Origin of the sequence: Streptomyces sp. NPDC059371 (genome assembly GCF_042751995.1) — a bacterium.
Lineage (GTDB): Bacteria > Actinomycetota > Actinomycetes > Streptomycetales > Streptomycetaceae > Streptomyces.
On record NZ_JBHYXD010000061.1, the window covers coordinates 1 to 20,897 of the forward strand.

General features: G+C 71.3%; 18 protein-coding genes. 8 read left to right on the forward strand and 10 right to left on the reverse strand.

Annotated elements, in window-relative coordinates:
* Window positions 1-397 precede the first annotated feature (397 nt).
* Entirely contained in the window at window positions 398-2,941 is a 2,544-nt protein-coding gene (locus tag ACFXGX_RS28145) for a discoidin domain-containing protein (protein WP_384796220.1), read from the forward strand.
* A gap of 72 nt (window positions 2,942-3,013) precedes the next feature.
* Here ACFXGX_RS28145 and ACFXGX_RS28150 read toward each other — a convergent pair whose 3' ends face one another.
* The 8 genes from ACFXGX_RS28150 to ACFXGX_RS28185 form a co-directional block, all read right to left on the reverse strand.
* Complete coding sequence (locus tag ACFXGX_RS28150) at window positions 3,014-3,259, reverse strand: hypothetical protein (protein ID WP_384796222.1); 246 nt, start codon at window positions 3,257-3,259, stop codon at window positions 3,014-3,016.
* Window positions 3,260-3,619: 360 nt separating this feature from the next.
* On the reverse strand, window positions 3,620-4,573 hold the full coding sequence (locus ACFXGX_RS28155) for a Ppx/GppA phosphatase family protein (RefSeq protein WP_384796223.1): 954 nt from the start codon (window positions 4,571-4,573) through the stop codon (window positions 3,620-3,622).
* Window positions 4,574-4,772: 199 nt separating this feature from the next.
* Window positions 4,773-5,249 carry an ATP-binding protein gene (locus tag ACFXGX_RS28160; RefSeq protein ID WP_384796225.1) on the reverse strand — a complete coding sequence of 159 codons (477 nt, stop codon included), beginning with the start codon at window positions 5,247-5,249 and terminating at the stop codon, window positions 4,773-4,775.
* 151 nt (window positions 5,250-5,400) lie between these two features.
* On the reverse strand, window positions 5,401-5,841 hold the full coding sequence (locus ACFXGX_RS28165) for an OsmC family protein (RefSeq protein WP_384796227.1): 441 nt from the start codon (window positions 5,839-5,841) through the stop codon (window positions 5,401-5,403).
* Window positions 5,842-5,905: 64 nt separating this feature from the next.
* Complete coding sequence (locus ACFXGX_RS28170; RefSeq protein ID WP_384796229.1) at window positions 5,906-6,586, reverse strand: response regulator; 681 nt, start codon at window positions 6,584-6,586, stop codon at window positions 5,906-5,908.
* Window positions 6,583-7,941 (reverse strand): sensor histidine kinase, encoded by a 1,359-nt coding sequence (locus tag ACFXGX_RS28175; RefSeq protein WP_384796230.1) that lies wholly within the window; start codon window positions 7,939-7,941, stop codon window positions 6,583-6,585. The genes ACFXGX_RS28170 and ACFXGX_RS28175 overlap by 4 nt, the downstream gene beginning before the upstream one ends.
* A gap of 234 nt (window positions 7,942-8,175) precedes the next feature.
* A complete protein-coding gene (locus ACFXGX_RS28180; protein ID WP_384796232.1) occupies window positions 8,176-9,024 on the reverse strand; it encodes an ABC transporter permease in 849 nt (282 codons plus the stop codon).
* Window positions 9,021-9,956, reverse strand: a complete 936-nt coding sequence (locus tag ACFXGX_RS28185; protein ID WP_384796234.1) for an ATP-binding cassette domain-containing protein — start codon at window positions 9,954-9,956, stop codon at window positions 9,021-9,023. The genes ACFXGX_RS28180 and ACFXGX_RS28185 overlap by 4 nt, the downstream gene beginning before the upstream one ends.
* Before the next feature lie 240 nt (window positions 9,957-10,196).
* On the opposite strand from ACFXGX_RS28185, the gene ACFXGX_RS28190 reads away from it, so the two are divergent.
* From ACFXGX_RS28190 to ACFXGX_RS28200, 3 genes are all read left to right on the forward strand, one after another.
* Complete coding sequence (locus tag ACFXGX_RS28190; protein WP_384796235.1) at window positions 10,197-10,817, forward strand: TetR/AcrR family transcriptional regulator; 621 nt, start codon at window positions 10,197-10,199, stop codon at window positions 10,815-10,817.
* The gene (locus ACFXGX_RS28195; RefSeq protein ID WP_384796237.1) at window positions 10,814-11,581 is read left to right on the forward strand and encodes a hypothetical protein; all 768 of its coding nucleotides are present in this window, start codon (window positions 10,814-10,816) and stop codon (window positions 11,579-11,581) included. The genes ACFXGX_RS28190 and ACFXGX_RS28195 overlap by 4 nt, the downstream gene beginning before the upstream one ends.
* A gap of 205 nt (window positions 11,582-11,786) precedes the next feature.
* Window positions 11,787-13,967 (forward strand): MMPL family transporter, encoded by a 2,181-nt coding sequence (locus ACFXGX_RS28200; protein WP_384796239.1) that lies wholly within the window; start codon window positions 11,787-11,789, stop codon window positions 13,965-13,967.
* A gap of 40 nt (window positions 13,968-14,007) precedes the next feature.
* On the opposite strand, the gene ACFXGX_RS28205 is transcribed toward ACFXGX_RS28200, so the two are convergent.
* A complete protein-coding gene (locus tag ACFXGX_RS28205) occupies window positions 14,008-15,036 on the reverse strand; it encodes an NAD-dependent epimerase/dehydratase family protein (RefSeq protein WP_384796241.1) in 1,029 nt (342 codons plus the stop codon).
* 126 nt (window positions 15,037-15,162) lie between these two features.
* Here ACFXGX_RS28205 and ACFXGX_RS28210 point away from each other — a divergent pair, with 126 nt between their 5' ends.
* From ACFXGX_RS28210 to pgm, 4 genes are all read left to right on the forward strand, one after another.
* Window positions 15,163-15,741, forward strand: coding sequence for a TetR/AcrR family transcriptional regulator (locus ACFXGX_RS28210; protein ID WP_384796243.1), 579 nt, complete (start codon window positions 15,163-15,165; stop codon window positions 15,739-15,741).
* A 130-nt stretch (window positions 15,742-15,871) separates the two neighbouring features.
* On the forward strand, window positions 15,872-16,705 hold the full coding sequence (locus ACFXGX_RS28215; protein ID WP_384796244.1) for a PP2C family protein-serine/threonine phosphatase: 834 nt from the start codon (window positions 15,872-15,874) through the stop codon (window positions 16,703-16,705).
* Window positions 16,706-16,827: 122 nt separating this feature from the next.
* On the forward strand, window positions 16,828-17,823 hold the full coding sequence (locus tag ACFXGX_RS28220) for an MASE1 domain-containing protein (protein WP_384796246.1): 996 nt from the start codon (window positions 16,828-16,830) through the stop codon (window positions 17,821-17,823).
* 170 nt (window positions 17,824-17,993) lie between these two features.
* Entirely contained in the window at window positions 17,994-19,634 is a 1,641-nt protein-coding gene (gene pgm, locus ACFXGX_RS28225; RefSeq protein ID WP_384796248.1) for a phosphoglucomutase (alpha-D-glucose-1,6-bisphosphate-dependent), read from the forward strand.
* Window positions 19,635-19,674: 40 nt separating this feature from the next.
* On the opposite strand, the gene ACFXGX_RS28230 is transcribed toward pgm, so the two are convergent.
* A complete protein-coding gene (locus tag ACFXGX_RS28230; RefSeq protein ID WP_384796250.1) occupies window positions 19,675-20,793 on the reverse strand; it encodes a serine hydrolase domain-containing protein in 1,119 nt (372 codons plus the stop codon).
* Window positions 20,794-20,897 lie beyond the last annotated feature (104 nt).

The following is a 20,897-nucleotide window of genomic DNA, read 5'->3' on the forward strand; positions in this document are numbered from 1 at the left end:
GCGCGCCCCCCCGCGCCCCGCGCCCCCCCCCCCCCCCCCCGGGGCGGGGCGGCGGGGGCGGGGGGGCGGGGGGCGCCCCCCCCCCGGGGGGGCAGCCGCCCGCGGCCATTCGGCGTCTTCAAGCCTTGACGGAACCGGGCGGGCCCCCACCCGTCGGCGACGCCCCGCGTCCAGGCCACGGCCCCGGAGCGGCCCACCAACGTGGGCCCGGCGCACACAAGTTGAAGATTCTCGCGTCACGGGACTTGCCACCCCGATGGTTCATTACTTAAATCAAAGCGTGAACTAAGAGCGCCAGAAGGCCGGTTCACGGTTCTCCTCTCGTAAGCGGCTGTTCCTCAGCCGCTCATCAAGTGTGTCCGCTCCGCTCGTCACCCCACCCGCATGGAGTCACGGCATGAAACTCAGAACCCTGGGTGTCGCGCTGGCCGCAATGGCCGCGCTCGTCACCCTGCCCTTGCAGAGACCGGCCGCAGCGGCCGAACTCCCGCTGTCCCAGGGCAAGACGGCCACGTCCTCGTCGGACGAGAACGGGGGCACTCCCGCCGCCTACGCCGTCGACGGCGACACCGCCACCCGCTGGTCCTCGGCCGCCACGGACGCCCAGTGGCTCCAGGTCGACCTCGGCGCCTCGGCCACGATCACCAAGGTCGTCCTCAACTGGGAGACCGCGTACGGCAGTGACTACCGCGTCCAGACGTCACCGGACGGCAGCACCTGGACCGACATCAAGACGGTGACCGGCGGCGACGGCGGCACCGACACCCTCGACGTCTCGGGCCAGGGCCGCTACGTACGGATGTACGGCGTCCACCGCGCGACCCAATACGGCTACTCCCTGTGGGAGTTCCAGGTCTTCGGCACCGGCGGCACCACCACCCCGGGGACCTGCGACACAGCCAACGCGGCGCAGGGCAGGACGGCCACCGCCTCCTCCGCAGAGAACGCGGCGAGCCCCGCCTCGGCCGCCTTCGACGGCAACACAGGCACCCGCTGGTCCAGCGCCTTCTCCGACCCGCAATGGGTCCAGGTCGACCTCGGATCCTCCAGCGACCTGTGCCGGGTCGACCTCAACTGGGAGGCCGCGTACGGCAGGGCCTTCCAGATCCAGTCCTCCACGGACGGCCAGAACTGGACCGTCCTCAAGTCGGTCACCGACGGCACCGGGGGCACCGCCTCCTACGACGTCTCCGGCAAGGGCCGATACGTACGGATCTACGGGACGACCCGGGGCACCGCGTACGGGTACTCGCTGTGGGAGGTCGCCGTCCACACCGGCACAGGGACCAGCGTCCCGCCCGTGCAGGGCGGCGGAGACCTCGGGCCCAACGTCATCGTCGTGGACCCCTCGACGCCCGATCTGCAGGGCAAGTTCGACCAGGTCTTCGCCCAGCAGGAGTCGAACCAGTTCGGTTCCGCCCGCTACCAGTTCCTGATGAAGCCGGGCACGTACAACGGCATCAACGCCCAGGTCGGCTTCTACACCTCGATCTCGGGCCTCGGCCTGAACCCCGACGACACCCACATCAACGGCGACATCACCGTGGACGCGGGCTGGTTCAACGGCAACGCCACCCAGAACTTCTGGCGTTCGGCGGAGAACCTGTCGATCACCCCGGTCAACGGCACCGACCGCTGGGCCGTGGCCCAGGCCGCGCCCTTCCGCCGTATCCACGTACAGGGCGGCCTCAACCTCGCCCCGAACGGCTACGGCTGGGCCTCCGGCGGCTACATCGCCGACTCCAAGATCGACGGTACGGTCGGCCCGTACTCCCAGCAGCAGTGGTACACCCGTGACAGCTCCGTCGGCGGCTGGACCAACGGTGTCTGGAACATGACCTTCACGGGCGTCCAGGGAGCACCGGCGACGAACTTCGACTCCGGCCCGTACACCACCCTGGACACCACCCCGGTCTCCCGCGAGAAGCCCTACCTCTACCTGGACGGCAGCACCTACAAGGTGTTCGTGCCCTCCAAGCGCACCAACTCCCGCGGCGTCTCGTGGCCCAACACGGCCGGTACGTCTATCCCGCTCGACCAGTTCTACGTCGTCAAGGCCGGCGCGACCGCGCAGACCATCAACGCGGCGCTTGCCCAGGGCCTCAACCTGCTGTTCACCCCGGGTGTCTACCACCTGGACCAGACGATCAACGTGACCCGGGCGAACACCGTCGTCCTCGGTCTCGGGCTGGCGACCATCGTGCCGGACAACGGCATCGACGCGATGCACGTGGCGGACGTGGACGGCGTCAAGCTCGCCGGATTCCTCATCGACGCCGGCCGCTCCAAGTCCGACACCCTGCTGCAGATCGGCCCGTCGGGCGCCTCGGCCGACCACTCCGCCAACCCGACCACCATGCAGGACGTGTTCGTGCGGATCGGCGGCGCGGGCCCCGGCCTCGCCACCAACTCGGTCGTGGTCAACAGCGACGACGTCGTGATCGACCACACCTGGCTCTGGAGAGCCGACCACGGTGAAGGGGTCGGCTGGGACACCAACCGCGCCGACTACGGCCTCGTGGTCAACGGCGACGACGTCCTGGCGACCGGCCTGTTCGTCGAGCACTTCAACAAGTACGACGTGCTGTGGAACGGCGAGAACGGACGCACGATCTTCTTCCAGAACGAGAAGGCGTACGACGTGCCCAACGCCGCCGCCGTCACCCATGACGGCATCGTCGGATACGCGGCCTACAAGGTCGCCGACTCCGTCTCCACGCACGAGGCATGGGGTCTGGGAAGCTACTGCAACTTCACCACGGATTCGTCCATCGTCCAGGCGCACGGCTTCCAGGTCCCGGTGAAGACCGGGGTGAAGCTGCACGACATCCTGGTGATCTCCCTGGGCGGCAAGGGTCAGTACGCCCACGTCGTCAACAACACCGGTGCTCCCACGTCGGGGACGGACACCGTCCCGTCCAAGATCACGCAGTTCCCGTGATCCTGAACGGCGTCGGCTGATCGGCACATGGGTGCCGGTGCTCCACCCTGGTCCGGGGGAGCACCGGCACCCTCACCGGGCTCGTGTCGTGCCGCGAGGCGTGCCGAGCCGCATGTCGTGAGGCCGGGCCGCTTCCTGGTCGGGCGGTCCCGCCGGTTCCACCCCGGCGGCGTGTGCCAGGAGACGACGGGCGAGTTCACGAGCCTCGGCGGGGGTGAGCGAGGCCCACACCCCGTGCTCGTCCCCCTGGTCCGGGCCCACGTCAAGGGTCACGCGGCCGATCTGCCGGCCCGGTGTGGGCAGGCGCAGCTCCTTCACGGAGATCCTGCGGCCGCACGAAGTCACCAAGGGCAACTCGCCCGCCCCGGCCGCCCGTAGTCGCCGCTGCCCGGACTCCGTCATCGCTCTCACGCCTTTCCACGAGCAGAACCGCCGGTGGGTCCACCGCACCGGGTGGAACTCCGCGCTCCGGCATCCGCCGGACTGTTCAGGTCAGCGTCGAGTGGTACCGGTTTGTTCCCGGCCTCCGGGCACAGTGCTCCCTCGCGGCCGGACGCGCGAGCCGCCCGTCGGTCTCGTGACGCTCGAACACAGGGCGGTGTCCGCGTAGTTGACGGATGCCCGCTGGATCGGCGAAAGGGAGCGCGGGCGGACCGGCCGTCCGGCGACCGGTGAGCGTCAGCGCCGGGTGGAGCTCTTGCTGCGCAGCGCGCCGAGGCGCTCCAGGAGCAGGCCCTCCCGGGTGGACCAGGGGGAGATCTCCACACTCGTGGCCCGGCAGGCCTCCATCAGCGCTTCCGCCACCAGCGCTCCGGCCAGGGACTGGCCGGCCCGGTGACGTGAGATGCCGGGCAGACGGCCGCGGCCCGCCGAGCCGTTCTTGGCGAGGACGCCCACCGCGGCCCGTACCTCGTCGAGGGTCAGCCGCTGCGGAGTCCGGGAGCGGTCACGGCCCGCGGTGGTGTAGCGGGCGAGCTGGGTGAAGGTCTTGGAACACGCGAGCACCCGACCGTCCGGGTCCGCGTGCGGCAGGTCGGCCACCTCGGCGAGGCGGTCGCCCAGATGGTCGCGCACCTCGGCGAGCCGTCGCTTCGAGGACACGGCCTCGTCGAGCTTCCAGTCGCGGGTGACCGTGCGGGCGCCCAAGGGCAGGGAGTGGGCCGTCCGGGGCTGTCTGGACGTCCCGGACGCGACCTCCACCGTCCCGCCACCGATGTCGAGCACCAGCAGGGAGCCGGCCCGCTCGCCCGCCCAGTGGCGTGCCGCCACATAGGCCAGCCGGGCCTCCTCCTCGCCGGACATCACCCGCAGCCGGGTGCCGGTGGCGCTGGCCACCTGGGCGAGGACCTCGTCGCGATTGGGCGCGTCGCGGATCACCGACGTGGCGAACGCGTAGACCTCCGGCAGTGCCCCCCGGTTCTCGGCGAGCGTCTCGGCCACGGCCCGCTGCACGCTGCGTACACCCGACTTGTCCAGCCGTCCCGTGGCGTCCAGCGTCTCGTGCAACTGGAGCCGCACCTTTCGGGACAGCACCTCTTCCATGGCGACCCCGGCGCGGCGCCGCGCCACGGTGAGCAGAGCGCTGTGACACCCGACGTCTAGTACACCTGCCTGCCGCACTGTGTTAACCACCCGTTTTCCTGTCGAAGGGGATCCGCGAACTCACCATTGTCCCGCAAGCAGGCCAAGGTGACGCGACACGATTTCGTTTCGGCTCGTCAGGAGCCCGTCAAGGGTTTCCGAGGGTGCCGCGGCGGCGCCGGGCGTCCGCCCAAGGGGATTTGGCGCGCGCCGTCTTGTGGCCGCCGTCGCACCGGTGGCGCGGGTGGCGTCAGGTGACGGAGTGACTCATGTCACTGTCCGGCGTGTCGGCCAACGTCACCACGGCGGTGATCCGTTTGCCGACGGGTTCCCGGCGCACCTCGAAGGCATGGCACACGGCCATGACGATCTCCAGCCCGTGCTGGCCGACGCGGCCCGCCTCGGCGGCGCGTGCCACCGGAAGCGTCGGGTCGGAATCCCAGACGGTGGCCCTGACGGCGCCCTGGTCGACCTCGAGCGACAACAGGCACGGTCCGCTCGCGTACTTGACCGCGTTGGTCACCAGTTCGCTGACGACCAGGGGGACCATGCCCATCACCCGTCCGGAGACGGGCAGCCCGGCGACCGCCTGCACCCGCGTCAGGAAGTCGCGGGCGAACGCCCGCGCCTCGGCGATGCACGCGGAGTCACCGTCGTACGCGACTGAGGCCTCGATCAGTGCACCCCGCTGTTCCTGCTGTCCCGCTTCGCTCACCTGCTGGCCCATACGATCCGTCCCGCGTCCACCTCTTCGACGTTCGCCGTCTGCCCCGGAAATCCGGCTTCACTCCATCCGGCCGCGCATTCGTCCGCGGTGCCCGGAAGCGGTGGTCGGCATCGGCCGCGGGTACCGAGCCCGGTACCGGGTCCGGACACGGTCAGGCCCCGTCGACCGTCACGGTGACGGGAGTGCCGGCCTCGATCGTGCGGCTGACCGTGCAGAGCCGGTCGTGCGAGGTCTTGACGGCGCGGGGCAGGATGGCACGGGCGCGGTCGCCGGCCTCGCCGTCCGGGAACGCCACGGAGAAGGTGACCGCCAGGTCGGTCATCCGGTTCCCCAGCTCGTCGCTGATCTTGTCGCCGGTCACGGTCAGGGTGAACCGCGTGGGCTCCACGTGGCGGGCGGTCGCGACATCGACGTCGGCCGCGGTGCAGCCGCCGATGGCGGCGAGCAGCAGTTCCACCGGGGTGAACCGCTCCTCCCCGCCGGGTCCGGAACCGGTGCCGAAGTCGATCGTCCCGCCCCGCGCGTTCGTCGCGGTGAAGTGCCCGGAGCCGGTCCGGTCGACGGTGACGCGGCGCAGAGTGTCGTCAGTCATACCGACGACCCTAGTCTCGCGCCGCGTCGCCCGCCTCGGATGAGTCCGGGGACGAGTCCTCGGCTCAGTCGGGCGGGTTCGGGCTGACGACACCGAGGTCGTAGGCGAGGATGACCGCCTGGACGCGGTCGCGGACGCCCACCTTCGACAGGACGCGGCCGACGTGCGTCTTGACCGTCGACTCCGCCACGACGAGCCGCCCGGCGATCTCGCTGTTGCTCCATCCCTCGCCGATGGCGACGAAGATCTCGTACTCGCGCTCGGTGAGGGCATGGAGGCGGGGGTCGTCCATCGGCCCGGCGATGCCCGACGGATCGCGCGGGAGGTGCCGGGCGTACGTGTCCAGGAGACGCCGGGTCAGGGCGGGGGCGATCACCGCGTCGCCCGCGGCGACCGCCCGGATCCCGGCGAGCAGTTCCTCCGGGTGGGCGTCCTTGAGGAGGAACCCGCTGGCACCCGCGCGCAGCGCGGCGTAGGCGTACTCGTCCAGGTCGAACGTGGTCAGGATCAGTACCCGGGAGCGGCCGCCGGAGGCGACGACCCGGCGGGTGGCCTCGATGCCGTCCATGCCGGGCATCCGTACGTCCATGAGGATGACGTCCGGGCGCAGTTCGGCGGCCCTGCGGACGGCCTCGCCGCCGTGGGACGCCTCGCCGACGACGTCGGTGTCCGGAGTGCTCTCCAGGAGCATGCGGAAACCGAGCCGCTGCAGCGGCTGGTCGTCGACGATGAGCACGCTGGTCACGCGGCACCGCCCGTGACGGCCGAGGGGGCGGGGCCGGTCCCGTCCGGAGGGGTGAGATCGAGGGTGGCCCGCAGAGTCCATCCGCCGTCGGGGTCCGGCCCCGCGACGACCGTCCCGTCGTAGAGCGCCGCGCGTTCTCTCATACCGGGGATTCCGTGTCCTTCGTCGTCGTGCGGCCCGGAGCGCACGATGCCGGTGCCCGGGCCGGTGTCGTGGACGTCGATGTGCAGGAGCGTCTTGTCGACGCTCACCCTGAGATCGACGCGTGTGCCGGGCCCTCCGTGCTTGAGGGCGTTGGTGAGTGCCTCCTGGACGATGCGGTACACGGCGAGCTGGACGCCGCGGTCCAGGCCGCCCAGTTCACCGCTGCCGCGGTGCACGACCACCGGCCCGGCGGCCCGGATCCGCTCGCACAGGGCGTCGATGTCCCCGATCCCCGGCTGCGGACTCAGCTCGGGCGCGCTCGGTGCCAGGGTCTGCTCGCGCAGGACCCCGAGCATGCGGCGCAGTTCGCCGAGAGCCTGCCGCCCGGTGTCACCGATGAGCACCAGAGCCTGCTTCCCGCGTTCGGGCGCGAGGTCGCTCGCGTACGCGCCGCCGTCGGCCAGGGTGATGATGACGGAGAGGTTGTGGCCGACGATGTCGTGCATCTCGCGGGCCACGCGGGTGCGTTCGGCGGCGGCGGCCAGCTTGCTGCGCTGGTCGCGTTCGACCTCCAGCCGGGTCGCGCGGTCCCGCAGGACGGCGAGCTGGCCGCGCCGGATCCGGACGGCGAGACCGAGCGCGACGGCCGCGGTTATGGTGCTGAAGAGGAAGAACAGCGCGTCGAGCACATGCACGCCGGACGGCAGGCGCACGGCGACCAGTCCCAGCGCGCCGGCGGTGACCGCGCAGGCCAGGGGCAGCCGCCGCAGTTCTCCGTGCAGGACCAGGCTGTACAGGGCGATGAGGACGGCGACGTCGGCGCGCAGCCAGACGCCCAGCGCGAGCTGGAGGATGAGCACCGCGGTGATCACCGCGAAGGCGAGGAAGGGCCTCCTGCGCCGCCACAGCAGCGGGAGCACCAGGCCGGCCTGCAGCGCGAGCGTTCCCGGCAGGGGCAGTCGGGTGAACTCGGTGTCGAACGGATGATGCCGGCCGTCGCCGTCGTGCACGAGATCCGGCAGGCAGAACAGCAGCGCGACGACAGCCGTCACGGCCGCGTCGAGGATCCAGGGATGCCTGCGGTCGCCCCGCTTGAGCCGGCGGCCGATACGGGACAGCGCACGGGCCAGCGGGTGGTTCCACGGCAGTTCCGCCTCGGCGAAGGGCGGGTCCTCCGCCGGCGCGCGCGGGGCGGTGTCGTCGATGTTCATGGGAGTCACCGGTCCGCGTTCATGGGTCTCACCTGTTCATTGTGGGTCCGGCCGCGTCCTCGTACGCGCCTCCCTGTCTCCTTCTGCGGGTAGCCACCGGGGTCATCTCGTACGGACGCCACCGCCGGGTTTCCTCGTACGGGCGCCACCGCGGGTCCTTCGCGATGGCGCCCGGGGTGCGAGGGCGGTGCCGGGGCCTTTGCCGGCGGCCGTGCGGGGGCGTCGGGCGGCCGGTCAGGCGTCCGTGCGGACGAGACGGTAGGCGGCGCCCGCCAGCGCCAGCACGGTCCAGCCGAGGAAGACCACCAGTCCGGCGGTGGGCGACAGCGAGGTCGAGTCGTGGGTCAGCGCGAACATCGACTCGCCCGCGTTGCTCGGCAGGTACGGGCTGATGTTGTCCTGCCACGAGCTGGGCAGCAGCGAGATCAGGCCGGGCACCAGCATCAGCGAGGCGACCAGGACCGAGATGCCGCCGGCGACCGAGCGGAGCAGAGCGCCCAGAGCCGTGCCGATCACACCGACCAGACCGAGGTAGAGACCCGCGCCCAGCAGACTGCGGAACACGCCCGAGTCGGACAGGGAGAGGGCCGCGGGCGTGCCCGAGACGAGGCCGCTGTCGATCGTGAACGCGGCGAAGACGCCGACGGTCGCGACGACCAGGGCGATCAGCCCGAACACCGAGGCCTTGGACCACAGCACCGGCAGCCGGCGCGGCACGGCCGCCAGCGTGGAGCGGATCATGCCGGTCGAGTACTCACCGGCGGTGATCAGCACGCCCAGCACGCCGAGCGCCAGTTGCGCGAAGTTCGTACCGAACACGGAGAGGCTGAGCGCGGTGGCCGCGACGTCGTCCCGGCGCAGGGGACGCCCGGAGTCGAGTTCGGACTTGTAGTGCACGGCGGCGATCACGCCGAACGCGACGAGGAACAGCAGTCCGAGGCCGAGCGTGATCCACGTGGAACGCAGGGACCACAGCTTCGCCCACTCGGAGCGCAGCACACGGCGGCCGGTGACCTTGTACTCCGGACGGGCCGCCTGCGCGGGTGCGGGCGCGGGGCTGTCGGTGACGGTGACAGTGCTCATGCCGCCCTCCCAGGGGCCTCGACGGTGGCGGTGGCGTGGTACTCGACGGCGTCGCGGGTCAGGTCCATGAACGCCTCTTCGAGGGAGACGGTCCGGGAGCTGAGCTCGAACAGCGGGATGCCGTGCTCGGCGGCCTTGAGACCGATCGCCCGCGCGGACAGACCCGTCACCTGGAGCTCTTCGGAACCGGCCGCACCGGCGATCTCGACGCCGGGGCCCGCCAGCACGTCGCGCAGCCGGGACGCCTGGTCGGACGCCACGGTGACGGTGTCGCCGCCGGCCTGCTGGACGAGCTCACGCACGGTGGTGTCCGCCAGCAGACGCCCTCGTCCGACGACGATCAGGTGGTCGGCGACGAGCGCCATCTCGCTCATCAGGTGCGAGGAGACGAAGACCGTACGGCCGTCCGCCGCGAGGCCGGTCAGCAGGTTGCGGATCCACAGCACGCCCTCGGGGTCGAGGCCGTTGACCGGTTCGTCGAGCATGATCGTGGCCGGGTCGCCGAGGAGGGCCGCGGCGATGCCGAGGCGCTGGCCCATGCCGAGGGAGAAGGCGCCCGCGCGCTTCTTGGCCACGGACTGAAGACCGGTCAGTTCGATGACCTCCTCCACCCGGCGGCGCGGAATGCCGTGGGTGTAGGCCTGAGCCATGAGGTGGTCGAAGGCGGAACGGCCCGGGTGGATCGACTTGGCCTCCAGCAGGGCGCCGACCTCCTGGAGCGGGGCGCTGTGCCGCGCGTAGTGCTTGCCGTTGACCGTGACGCTGCCGCCGGACGGCGCGTCCAGTCCGACGATCATGCGCATGGTGGTCGACTTGCCCGCGCCGTTGGGGCCCAGGAAGCCGGTGACGGTGCCGGGCTTCACGACGAAGTCCAGTTGGTCCACCGCCGTCTTCTCCCCGTACCGCTTCGTCAGCTGATGTGCCTCGATCATCGAAGTTCCCTTGCTTTCGGGGGCAGGCCCCCCACCTGACTGCTCACCAACCACGCTAGGAGACGTCGGCCCCGGATCCGTGGTACCGGAGAGCCCGGTTGGGCCGAGGCACGTAGTACCGCGGTATCACCCCGCTACGGCGCTCGGATGACAGGGCAGCTCCGGTGCGGCTCCTGTGGGCCGCCAAAATGGCAGGGCTGACAATTGACAGACCCGGCGCATGGTGGTGAGGGTGTGACCATGCCAGAGAGAACCGAGAAGCCAGGTCTGCGTGAGCGGAAGAAGGAAGAGACCCGGCGCGGACTGCGCGAGGCCGCCGGCCGGCTCTTCGCCGAACACGGTTTCGCGCAGACCACGGTGGCCGACATCGCCGCGGAGGCGAACGTGTCGGAGCGGACCTTCTTCCGCTACTTCGACAGCAAGGAAGCCCTGCTCCTCCCCGACGGGATCGAGCTCTTCGCCCGCATAGAGGAAGCGTTCCTGGCGCGGCCGGACAGCGACACGCCGCTCGAAGCGGCCTGTGGCGCCATCACGGACGCGGTCTCCTACTTCGCCACCAGCAGCCTGACCGCGCTCGCCCATCCGCTCGGCGAGATCCGCGAACAGGCGCGCGAGGGACTGTCCCGGCAGTTCCAGCAGTTCGAGGCCCGCCTGACCGCACTCGTCCTGGAGCGCCTTCCGGCAAAGGCGCCGGACGCCGACCTTCAGGCAGCCGTCATCGCCAACTGCGCGCTGGGCGCCGCGCGCTCCGTCCTGCGGACCCTGCGCGACCGCCGTACGGCCGGAGTGCCCGTGGAGCCCGACCGTCTGCTCCCGCAGGCGTTCACCTTCCTGACCATGATCGGAGCCAACCCCTCGTGAACCGTCGCCGTCGCTACACCGTCACCGCCCTGTGCCTGACCGCGGCGGTCGCGGCAGCCGTGACCACCGACCTCGTCGTGGAGCACAAGGTGCGGGGCCGGGTCGCGGAGACCGCCGCATGCCGTCTCGGCGCGACCAAGGGGGTGCGGGTCGACCTCGACGACACCCTGGCCGGACTCAAGGCGCTCACCGGCACGGTCGGCGCCGTCCACGTCAGCGCCGAGGGCGTGCGCCGCCAGGGCACCGACATGGACGTCGACGCGCACCTGCGCGACGTGTCGACCGGCGGCGCCACCTCGGGCGGGACCGCCACGGCCACCATCGCCTACGACGCGCTGGACCGGAGTGCCGGTGTCCGGGGCGGCGCCGGCGCCGACGGGCTGAAGACGGGCACGGACGGCACCCGCCTCACCCTCACGGGCTCCGCGGGCGGTACCGGACTGCCCGTCACGGTGGCCACCACCCTGTCCACCACGACCCAGAGCCTCACCATCACCCCCGCGAGCGTCCTGGTCCTCGGCCGCGAAGTCCCGGTGTCGGAGCTGTCCGCGCTGCCGGGCGCCGGGGGGCTCGCGGCCAGGCTCAAGCCGCGCACCATCGAGATCCGGGAGCTGCCCCGGGGAACCGCGCTCGTCGGCGCCCACGCCGAAAGCGCCGGTCTCGTCCTGGACTTCACCGTGGCCCCCGCCGGTGCGCGGCAGGCGGTGCGGGCGGCGAGCGCGGCGTCCGCGTGCGCGTCGGGGAAGGGGCAGGCCGAGAGCTGATTCCACGCGTCCGTGAGGCGCGGGGTGTGGGGCGCGGGGTGTGGGGCGGGGGGTGCAGGGCGCGGGGTGTGGGGCGCGGGGTGCTGTGCGTGAGGTGCGGGGCACAGGGCCCAGGGTTCGATAAAAATGGCAGAGCTGACAATTGACGGCGCTGTCATCTTCCCGGTTAAGTTGTGGCAGCCCTGTCACTTCTTCTGGAGGCGCGGTGTCCCTTCCCCCTGCCCCGCTGTCCCTGGCGCCGCTTCCCGTCGCGCCCCGGCCGTCCGCCCTGCACCGCACGGGCGCCTTCTGCGCGCGCCACGCCGTGTGGGTGATCGCCGCCTGGCTGGTGGTGCTGGCGGCCGCGTTCGCGGGCCGGCACGCGGTCGGCGCGACCTTCGGCGACGAGGTCACCCTCCCCGGCAGCCAGGCGAGCAGCGGCGCCGACCTGCTGGCCAAGTCCGACCCCGCGGCGGGCGCGGCCGGCGGAAAGGTCGTCTTCCACGTCGGCTCGGGCAAGGTGTCCGACCACACCTCCGGTCTGGAGGCGACGCTCGGACGGCTGAGGGACCTGCCCCATGTCACCGCCGTCGCCGCACCGGTGACCAGCACCGACGGTGCGACCGCGTACACCGCCGTGTCGTTCGACCGGAAGCTCAAGTCCCTCGGCCACGGCTACACCGAGCGGCTCGACGAGGCGACAACCCCCGCCCGGGAAGCCGGAATCGACGTCGGTTACGGAGGTGACCTGCACGACATCGTGCGTGCCCCCGCCGACGACGCCACCGCCGAGGCCATCGGCGTCGGCGCCGCCCTCATCGTGCTGCTGCTCGCCTTCGGCAGCGTCGCCGCCGCCCTCATGCCCCTGGTGACCGCGCTGATCGGTGTCGGTGTCGGCCTCGGCGTGGTCGGCATCGTGGCCGGCACGCTCACCTTCGCCACCTCGGCACCCACCCTGGCCACCATGATCGGGCTCGGCGTGGGCATCGACTACGCGCTCTTCCTGATCACCCGGTTCCGTCAGTACCTGATCGACGGGGACGATGCCCGTACGGCGGTCGGCCGTACAACCGCCGTGAGCGGCAAGGCGGTTCTGGTCGCCGCCGGCACGGTGGCCGTGGCCCTGCTCAGCCTGTACGCCTGTGGTCTGACCATGATCGGGCGGCTGGGTCTTGCCGCCACGGTCGCCGTGGTCGTCACGGCGGCCGCGGCGCTCACTCTGGTGCCGGCGGCCATGGGGCTCGTGGGCCGCCGCGTCGACGTCCTCCGTGTCCGCCGCAGGCCGGTCGCCGAGAGCTCCGGTGACCACGACGGATGGCACCGCTACGCGCGCCTGGTCGCCCGGCACCCGTGGAGGTTCTTCACCGCCGGACTCGCCGTCGTCGCGCTCTGCGCGATACCGCTCTTCTCGATGCGTCTCGGGCACATCGACGACGGCGCGGACCCGGCGGGCAGCACCACCCGCGACGCCTACGACTGGATCGCCGACGCCGACGGTCCCGGCTTCGGGCCGGGTGTCAACGGCCCCTTCACCCTGGTCGTCGACCTCGCCCACGCGACCGTGTCCGCCGACCGGGTCGCGGACCTGGTCACCGACGGACTGACGAGGACGGACGGCGTGGCCCGCGTCACGCCCCCGCGCACCAGCCCGGACGGCAGGCTCCTCGTCACCACCGTCGTCCCCGCCACCGGCCCCCAATCGGCCGACACGGGGGCCCTGTTCGCCACCCTCACCGACACCGCCCTGCCCCGGACCCTCGAAGGCACCGGAACGACAGGGCACTTGACGGGCAGTACAGCGGGCCAGCTCGAGTTCCGTGACACCGTCACCGAACGCCTGCCCCTGATCATCGGCATCGTGCTCGTCTCCGCGTTCCTGCTTCTGGCGGTCGTCTTCCGCAGCCTGGTGATCCCCCTCAAGGCCGTCGCCCTGAATCTGCTCACGACCGGTGCGTCGTACGGCGTCCTGGTCGCCGTCTTCCAGTGGGGCTGGGGCGACGGCCTGCTCGGCCTGGGCGAGCCCGTGCCGATCGAGTCCTACGTCCCCATGATGATGTTCGCCATCGTCTTCGGTCTGTCGATGGACTACGAGATCTTCCTGCTCTCGCGCATCGCCGAGGAATGGCACGCGACCGGTGACAACGAGCGCTCGGTCGGCACCGGCCTCTCGCTCACCGGACGGGTCATCACCTGTGCCGCGCTCATCATGACGGCCGTGTTCCTGTCCTTCACCGGGTCACCGGCCGTCGTGGTGAAGATGCTCGCTCTCGGCCTCGCCATCAGTGTCGTCCTCGACGCCACCGTCGTACGCCTCGTCCTGGTGCCCTCGCTCATGTTCCTGATGGGGCGGGCCAATTGGTGGCTGCCGGGCTGGCTGGACCGCCGGCTGCCGAGGTGGACCGTCTGATTCTGATGCCGGGACTCGGCGGCCGGGGGAGGGGGCCCGGTCACGCGCCCACGGCCCCCTGTTCGATGAGGCTCGTGGCGCAGTCCAGCACCGTCTCGCGGGCGGGACGCGGCTGCCAGCCGAGGACACGGCGGGCCTTCTCGGTGCTGTGCCGGTTGCGCCGCCCGAGACTCGGAGTGATCTCGCGCAGCGAGGGCTCCTTGAACCGGGCCAGCAGGCGCACGGCGAAGTCGGGGACCTGACGGGTCGACACCCGGCTTCCGCCGTCGCCGAGTTCGTCGCGCAGGACGCGCGCCATCTCCGTCATCCACATGAACTCCCCGGTGGCGAGGAAGCGTTGGCCCGCGGCCTCCGGTGAGGTCATGGCCCGGATGTGCACGTCGACGAGGTCGCGTACGTCCACGACCTCCAGTCCGATCCTCGGAACCCCGCGCATCCGCCCGGAGAGCATCCGGGCGACGATGCCGACGGACCCGAGGTTCTCCGTCGTGAGAACCGGGCCGAACACCGCTCCCGGGAGCACGGTGGTCAGCTCGGTCGGTCCGTCGTGGCCGGCCATGAAGTCCCAGGCCGCCCGCTCGGCGAGCGTCTTCGAGCGGCGGTAGGGGATCAGGGCCGGGTCGTCGGGATCCGTCCACAGCGTCTCGTCGGTCACGCCTTCCGTCGCGTACGAGGAAGGACTCGCCGCGTTCGCCGCCGAGGTCATCACGACCCGCTTCACACCGGCCGAGACCGCCGCGCGCAGGACCCTGAGGACCCCGTCGCGGGCGGTGGCTATCAGGGACCGCGGATCGCCCCCGGCCGTGATCCCGAGGGGGGACGCGACGTGCAGGACGTGGTCGACGTCCTTCAGCGCCGCGTCCCAGCCCTCGTCGGAGGTGAGGTCGGCGACGGCGAAGGAGAGCCGCCCCGCGGGGTCGACGGCCCGGGACACCGCCTCGGTGACGCTCTTCGCCTTCTCCGGACCGCGCACGGTGGCGCGAACGTCGTAACCCCGTTCCAGGAGCCCCGCGATACACCACCCGGCGATGTATCCGCTGCCGCCGGTGACCAGAACCAGCTCGGCCATGATGTGTCCTCCACTGCGTGGACGATGATGTGGGAGAATGAAACGGAGGGCCCTCCGGTAAGTGCTCACGAAGCTACCGGAGGGGTCTCCGTTTATCAATTCGTACGGGATGGACGGCCACTGCCTGTGAACGCGCAGCACGCGAAGCCGACTCGCAGGGACGCGGTCGGCAACCGGGAGCGGATCCTCGTCGTGGCCCGCGAGTCGCTGGCCGAGTCGAGCGGCGCCTCGCTCACCGCCATCGCCAAGAAGGCGGGCGTCGGCATCGGCACGCTCTACCGCCACTTCCCGAACCGGGAGTCGCTCATCGTCGAGCTGTACCGGCACGACATCCAGCACCTCATCGATCTCGCGCCGGCGCTCGTGGCGTCCCACCCGCCGCTGGACGCCCTGCGGCGGTGGTTCGACGAGGTCGCCCGCTACGGCCGGCTCAAGTTCGGCGTGGCCGAGGTCATCCACGCCGCGGCCGATCGCGGCCTCGACGACGAGTACTACGAGCCCTTCCTCGGGGCCATCGCCGTGCTGCTCGACGCCGGAGCCGCCGAGGGCACGCTCAAGGACGGCCTCGACCCCGAGGACGTCCTGCTGCAGCTCAGTGTGCTGTGGAGGATCGACCCGGCGCGCGGAGGTGAGGTCCGTGCGGCGCGCATCCTCGGCCTGATCGTCGACGGCCTGCGCCGGCCGGGGCCCGGACCGGCGGCCTGACCGCTCGGGGCCCCTCGGCGGCCGGGCGGTGTCAGGCCGATGTAAGGTCGCGCCGCTGTGGTCGTTATCATCCGATAGTGGCGTTTTCCTAGCATTTTTCTCATGCATGGCCTTTCCTCCGGGGTGGTCGATGACCCGCAAGCTGCCGACGGGCGACGACGACGAGCTGCTCACCAGGCTCGGATCGCTGACGGCCCAGGCACGTGAACGCGCGGAGTTCCAGCGCTCACAGGTCGAACTGGCCATCGCGCTGCAACGCGGCATGCTTCCGGGGGACATGCCCTCGGCCCCGGGATTCGACGTGGCCGTCCAGTACGCGCCCGCCTGTTACGGCCTCAACGTGGGCGGCGACTGGTACGACGCCTTCCGGCTGTCCGACGGACGCATCGGCCTGTCGATCGGCGACGTGCAGGGCCACAACATCGAGGCCGCCGCGTTCATGGGGCAGGTCAGGGTCGGCCTGCGGGCCCTGGCTTCCGTCGCCGGCGACCCGGGGGAGCTCCTGACCCGGACCAACGACCTCATCCTGTCCCTCGGCTCCGACCTCTTCGCGACCTGCACCTTCATGCGGCTCGACCCGGCCACCGGCATGCTGGAGAGCGCGCGGGCCGGGCACATACCCTGCGTCTGGGCGTCGGCGGACGGAAAGTCCGGCATCACCGAGGACGAAGGCGGGCCCCCGCTCGGCATCGAGGCCGGGATGCGGTACCCGGTGACCCGGCACCGCCTCACCACCGGCGGCGTCTTCGTCCTGCTGACCGACGGTGTCGTCGAGGGCCCCTCGATGCACGTGGACGAAGGGCTCGACCGGGTCGTACGGCTCGCCGGAGTCGCCGCCGTCGCGGGCCTGTCGGCCGGTTCACTGGCCGCCCGCGTCATCAAGGGCGCCGAGCGCGTGGGACACGAGGACGACGCGGCCGTCCTCGTGGTCCGCCACGGCGCGCCCACCATCCCGCTCCGGTGACGCGGCAGGCCGTCCGGCGTCCTTGACGGACCGTCGTCGGGCTCCGGCGACGCGCCCACCGCCGCGCGCGGCACACGGGAGCTCGCCTCGCCGACAGGGCCCCGGCGGTGTCTGATGGCTCTGTGGTGGCTACACAGGAGATGCGCCGACCGGCCGTCTTCGCCCTTGAGACGCTGGTGATCGCCGCCTGCTATTACGGAGCAGGGCGGCTGGGACTCATGCGGCGGCTCACTGTCGAAGGAGCGGTGTTCACACCCATCTGGCCGCCCAGCGGGCTCGCCGTCGCCGCCCTGCTGCTCCTCGGGATCCGGGCCTGGTTCGGGATCGCGATCGGAGCGCTCCTGGTCGTCCTGTCCATCTCCTCGTTCTCCACGCTCCAGCCCTCCGCGGCGGGCATCGTCGCGGGCAACACCGTCGCTCCCGTCTGTGCCTACCTCCTGCTGCTCGCCGTGCACTTCCGCACCGATCTGGGCCGGTTCCGCGACGGTCTCGCCCTGGTCTTCCTGGCCGCGCTGGGCGCCATGACGATCAGCGCGACCGTGGACGTCGGCCTGCTGGTGGGCACGGGCAAACTGGCCCTGGACGACTTCTGGCCGGTCTGGCTGGCGTGGTGGGTGGGCGACGCGATGGGCGTCCTCATCGTCACCCCGGTCATCCTGATGCTCTACTCCATACGAGCCCCGCTGAGCCTGACACGGTGGAAGGAGGCCGCCGTCATCCTCGTCGCGGCCGCCGTCCTGGTGCCGGTCGCCACCCGCAGCTCCATCAGCATGCTGTTCCTGATCTATCCGCTGCTGATCTGGGCGGCCCTGCGGTTCGAGCTCCCGGGCAGCCTGGTGTGCGCCCTCTTCGCCTCCGTCATGGCCACCGTCGCGGCCACGGAGGAGGTGGGTCCGTTCCACCGGCTGAGCCATACCGAAGTCATGATCAAACTCCAGGCCTTCAACGGAACCATGGCGCTGACGGCCCTCCTCCTGTCCGCCGTCATCACCGAACAGCGCAACACCAGACGCTCCGTCGAAATGGCCTGCCAGGAACTGGTCGAGGTTCTCGAACATCTGACGGCCGGGAATCCCACGCCCAGACCGCCTCCCGCGGAGGAGGACGGTCACGCCTGACGGCGGGACGTCCGCGCGCTGCCACCTCTCCCGCAGGTGCCAGGCCGCTCTCCCGAGGGACGCGGTCCGGCGCCCACTTCGGCTGCCCCGACGGCACGGTGCCGCCGTACGGCCCGTTGGGGAAAGATGAGACCACCAGCGAAGAACCACCGATGTGGAGGTGCGGGCACATGCAGCACGAGCGAGCGGGCCGTCCGGCCGGCCCCGAGGATCTCGTCGACGTAGCCCGGTTGGTCACCGCGTACTACGCGCTCCACCCCGACCCGGCCGAACCCGGCCAGCGTGTCGCCTTCGGCACGTCCGGACACCGTGGTTCGTCCCTGGCGACCGCGTTCAACGAGGACCACATCGCGGCGACGAGCCAGGCCATCTGCGAGTACCGCGACGGCCAGGGCATCGACGGTCCGCTCTTCCTGGGCGCCGACAGCCACGCGCTCTCGGAACCCGCGAAGGTCACCGCCCTGGAGGTGTTCGCGGCCAACGACGTGTCCGTGCTCCTCGACAGCGCGGACGGCTACACGCCCACTCCCGCGGTGTCGCACGCCATCCTCACCCACAACCGCGGACGCTCCGCGGGCCTCGCCGACGGAGTGGTCGTCACCCCGTCCCACAATCCGCCCGCCGACGGCGGCTTCAAGTACAACCCGCCGAACGGCGGCCCGGCGGGCTCCGAGGCGACCACCTGGATCCAGGACCGGGCCAACGAACTCATCAGGGACGGCCTCAAGGGCGTACGGCGCATCCCCTACGCCCGCGCGCTCGCCGCACCCGGCACCGGCCGTCACGACTTCCTCGGCACCTATGTGGCCGATCTCCCGCAGGTGCTGGACCTGGACGCGATCCGCGCGGCCGGGGTCCGTATCGGCGCCGACCCGCTCGGCGGGGCATCGGTCGCCTACTGGGGGCGCATCGCCGAACAGCACGCGCTGGACCTGACCGTGGTCAACCCGCTCACCGACCCCACCTGGCGCTTCATGACGCTGGACTGGGACGGCAAGATCCGGATGGACTGTTCGTCGCCCTACGCGATGGCCTCGCTCATCGAGCGGCGCGACCGCTTCCAGATCTCCACGGGCAACGACGCCGACGCCGACCGCCACGGGATCGTCACCCCGGACGGCGGCCTCATGAACCCCAACCACTATCTCGCCGCCGCCATCGCCTACCTCTACTCCCACCGGGAGCAGTGGCCGGCCGGGACGGGGATCGGCAAGACCCTGGTGTCGTCCGGGATGATCGACCGGGTCGCCGCCGACCTCGGCCGCCGGCTGGTCGAGGTGCCCGTCGGATTCAAGTGGTTCGTGGACGGGCTGGCCGACGGCTCCCTCGGGTTCGGCGGGGAGGAGTCGGCGGGTGCCTCCTTCCTGCGCCGCGACGGCTCGGTCTGGACCACCGACAAGGACGGCATCATCCTCGCCCTGCTCGCCTCCGAGATCACCGGAGTCACCGGGAAGACGCCCTCCGAGCACTACGCCGGACTCACCTCGCGCTTCGGGGAGCCCGCCTACGAGCGGATCGACGCCCCGGCGTCGCGCGAGGAGAAGGCCCTCCTCGCCAAGCTGTCACCCGCGCAGATCACCACCGACACGCTCGCCGGGGAGACGGTCACCGCGGTCCTCACCGAGGCGCCGGGCAACGGCGCGCCCATCGGCGGCATCAAGGTGACCACCGAGAGCGCCTGGTTCGCGGCCCGCCCCTCGGGCACCGAGGACGTCTACAAGATCTACGCGGAGTCGTTCCTCGGAACCGATCACCTGCGCCGGGTGCAGGACGAGGCGAAGGCGGTGGTCTCCGCGGCCCTGTCCGGCTGAACCCGGTCTTCCGGCGCCGTGTCCCCGCGGCACGGCGCCCTCAGCCGTACAGCGCCACCCGGTACAGAGCCGCGAGCGCCTCGTCGACGGGATGGGGCCGCGGCAGGCCGGAGGAGTCGAGCCTGTTCCACCGCTGGGTGTTCACCGCGACCGCGAGCCGCCGTCTGCCGTCGGCACGGGTCATGGCGAGCGCTCCACCGCCCCAGACCGTACCGCCGTGCCCCCAGAAGACGCCCTGGCCGGAACCCTCCATCGGATGCAGGCCGAGGCCGTACTCGATCGTCCTGAGCTCCTGCGAGACGACCGGCACCGTAAGCCGCATCTCCGCCAGCGACGACGGGCTGACGATCTCCCCGGCCGACAGGAGGCCGTAGAAGTCGTTGAGGTCCGAGACGGTCGATATCAGCGACGCCGACGGCCCCACCCAGGACATGTCGAACACGCTGTAGTCGCGGGGCGGGTCGATCATGCCGAACCACGCCTCGTAGAGCCGCGAGTGCGGCCCGTCCACGTACGGTCCCGAGGGGAACCCGGTGTCCCGGAGCCCGGCGCGCTCGATGACGCTCTCGATGACGCACCGCTCGGCCGAGGCGCCGGTCACCTGTTCCAGGAGCTGGGCGAGGAGCAGGTAGTTGGTGTTGGAGTACACCCCCGGAGTACCGCCGGGGGAGCCGAACGCGGGTGCCGTGACCCCCATCGCGATCAGTTCGACGGGATCGAATCGCGTGAACCGGTGGTCGTCCATGCTCTGGGGTCCGGTGTCCGCGATGGCGGGATACGCCTTGAGCGAGGGGTAGGCGTACGGCAGGTACTCGGCGAGGCCGCTGGTGTGGTTGAGCAGCATCCGGACCGTGATCGCGTCGCCGCGCGCTCCGGGGACCAGCGCCGGAAGGTACCGGCCGATCGGTGCGTCGAGCCCGATCCGGCCGGCCTCGACCTGCCGCAGCACCGCGGCGGCGGTGAACGTCTTGGTGATGCTGCCGACCCGGTGCCGCATGCCGGCGGTGACGGGGCGGCCGGTGGTGACGTCGGCGACCCCGGCCGCGCCGCGCCAGACCAGGTCGCCGTCCCGCACCTCGGCGAACAGGCCCGGCACACCGGCTCGGTGGACGCTCTCGAGGGCCGCTTCCAGTGCCGCGGTATCCAGTGGGTTCTTCACGTCATGCGTCCTTTCGGCTTCCCCGGAGGCGGGCCCCGCTGCGGTCGCCCGATCCCGGACAACAGGGCACGAGTGGTCTGCCGCCCCGACTCGTCGGGCGTTCG

What these genes read in the sequence shown, in the direction of transcription:
- ACFXGX_RS28165 (WP_384796227.1), bottom strand. Translation starts at nt 5,841, where the DNA reads ATGACTGACGACACTCTGCGCCGCGTCACCGTCGACCGGACCGGCTCC.
- ACFXGX_RS28175 (WP_384796230.1), bottom strand. Translation starts at nt 7,941, where the DNA reads ATGAACATCGACGACACCGCCCCGCGCGCGCCGGCGGAGGACCCGCCC.
- ACFXGX_RS28190 (WP_384796235.1), top strand. Translation starts at nt 10,197, where the DNA reads ATGCCAGAGAGAACCGAGAAGCCAGGTCTGCGTGAGCGGAAGAAGGAA.
- ACFXGX_RS28180 (WP_384796232.1), bottom strand. Translation starts at nt 9,024, where the DNA reads ATGAGCACTGTCACCGTCACCGACAGCCCCGCGCCCGCACCCGCGCAG.
- ACFXGX_RS28160 (WP_384796225.1), bottom strand. Translation starts at nt 5,249, where the DNA reads ATGGGCCAGCAGGTGAGCGAAGCGGGACAGCAGGAACAGCGGGGTGCA.
- ACFXGX_RS28205 (WP_384796241.1), bottom strand. Translation starts at nt 15,036, where the DNA reads ATGGCCGAGCTGGTTCTGGTCACCGGCGGCAGCGGATACATCGCCGGG.
- pgm (WP_384796248.1), top strand. Translation starts at nt 17,994, where the DNA reads ATGCAGCACGAGCGAGCGGGCCGTCCGGCCGGCCCCGAGGATCTCGTC.
- ACFXGX_RS28185 (WP_384796234.1), bottom strand. Translation starts at nt 9,956, where the DNA reads ATGATCGAGGCACATCAGCTGACGAAGCGGTACGGGGAGAAGACGGCG.
- ACFXGX_RS28215 (WP_384796244.1), top strand. Translation starts at nt 15,872, where the DNA reads ATGACCCGCAAGCTGCCGACGGGCGACGACGACGAGCTGCTCACCAGG.
- ACFXGX_RS28145 (WP_384796220.1), top strand. Translation starts at nt 398, where the DNA reads ATGAAACTCAGAACCCTGGGTGTCGCGCTGGCCGCAATGGCCGCGCTC.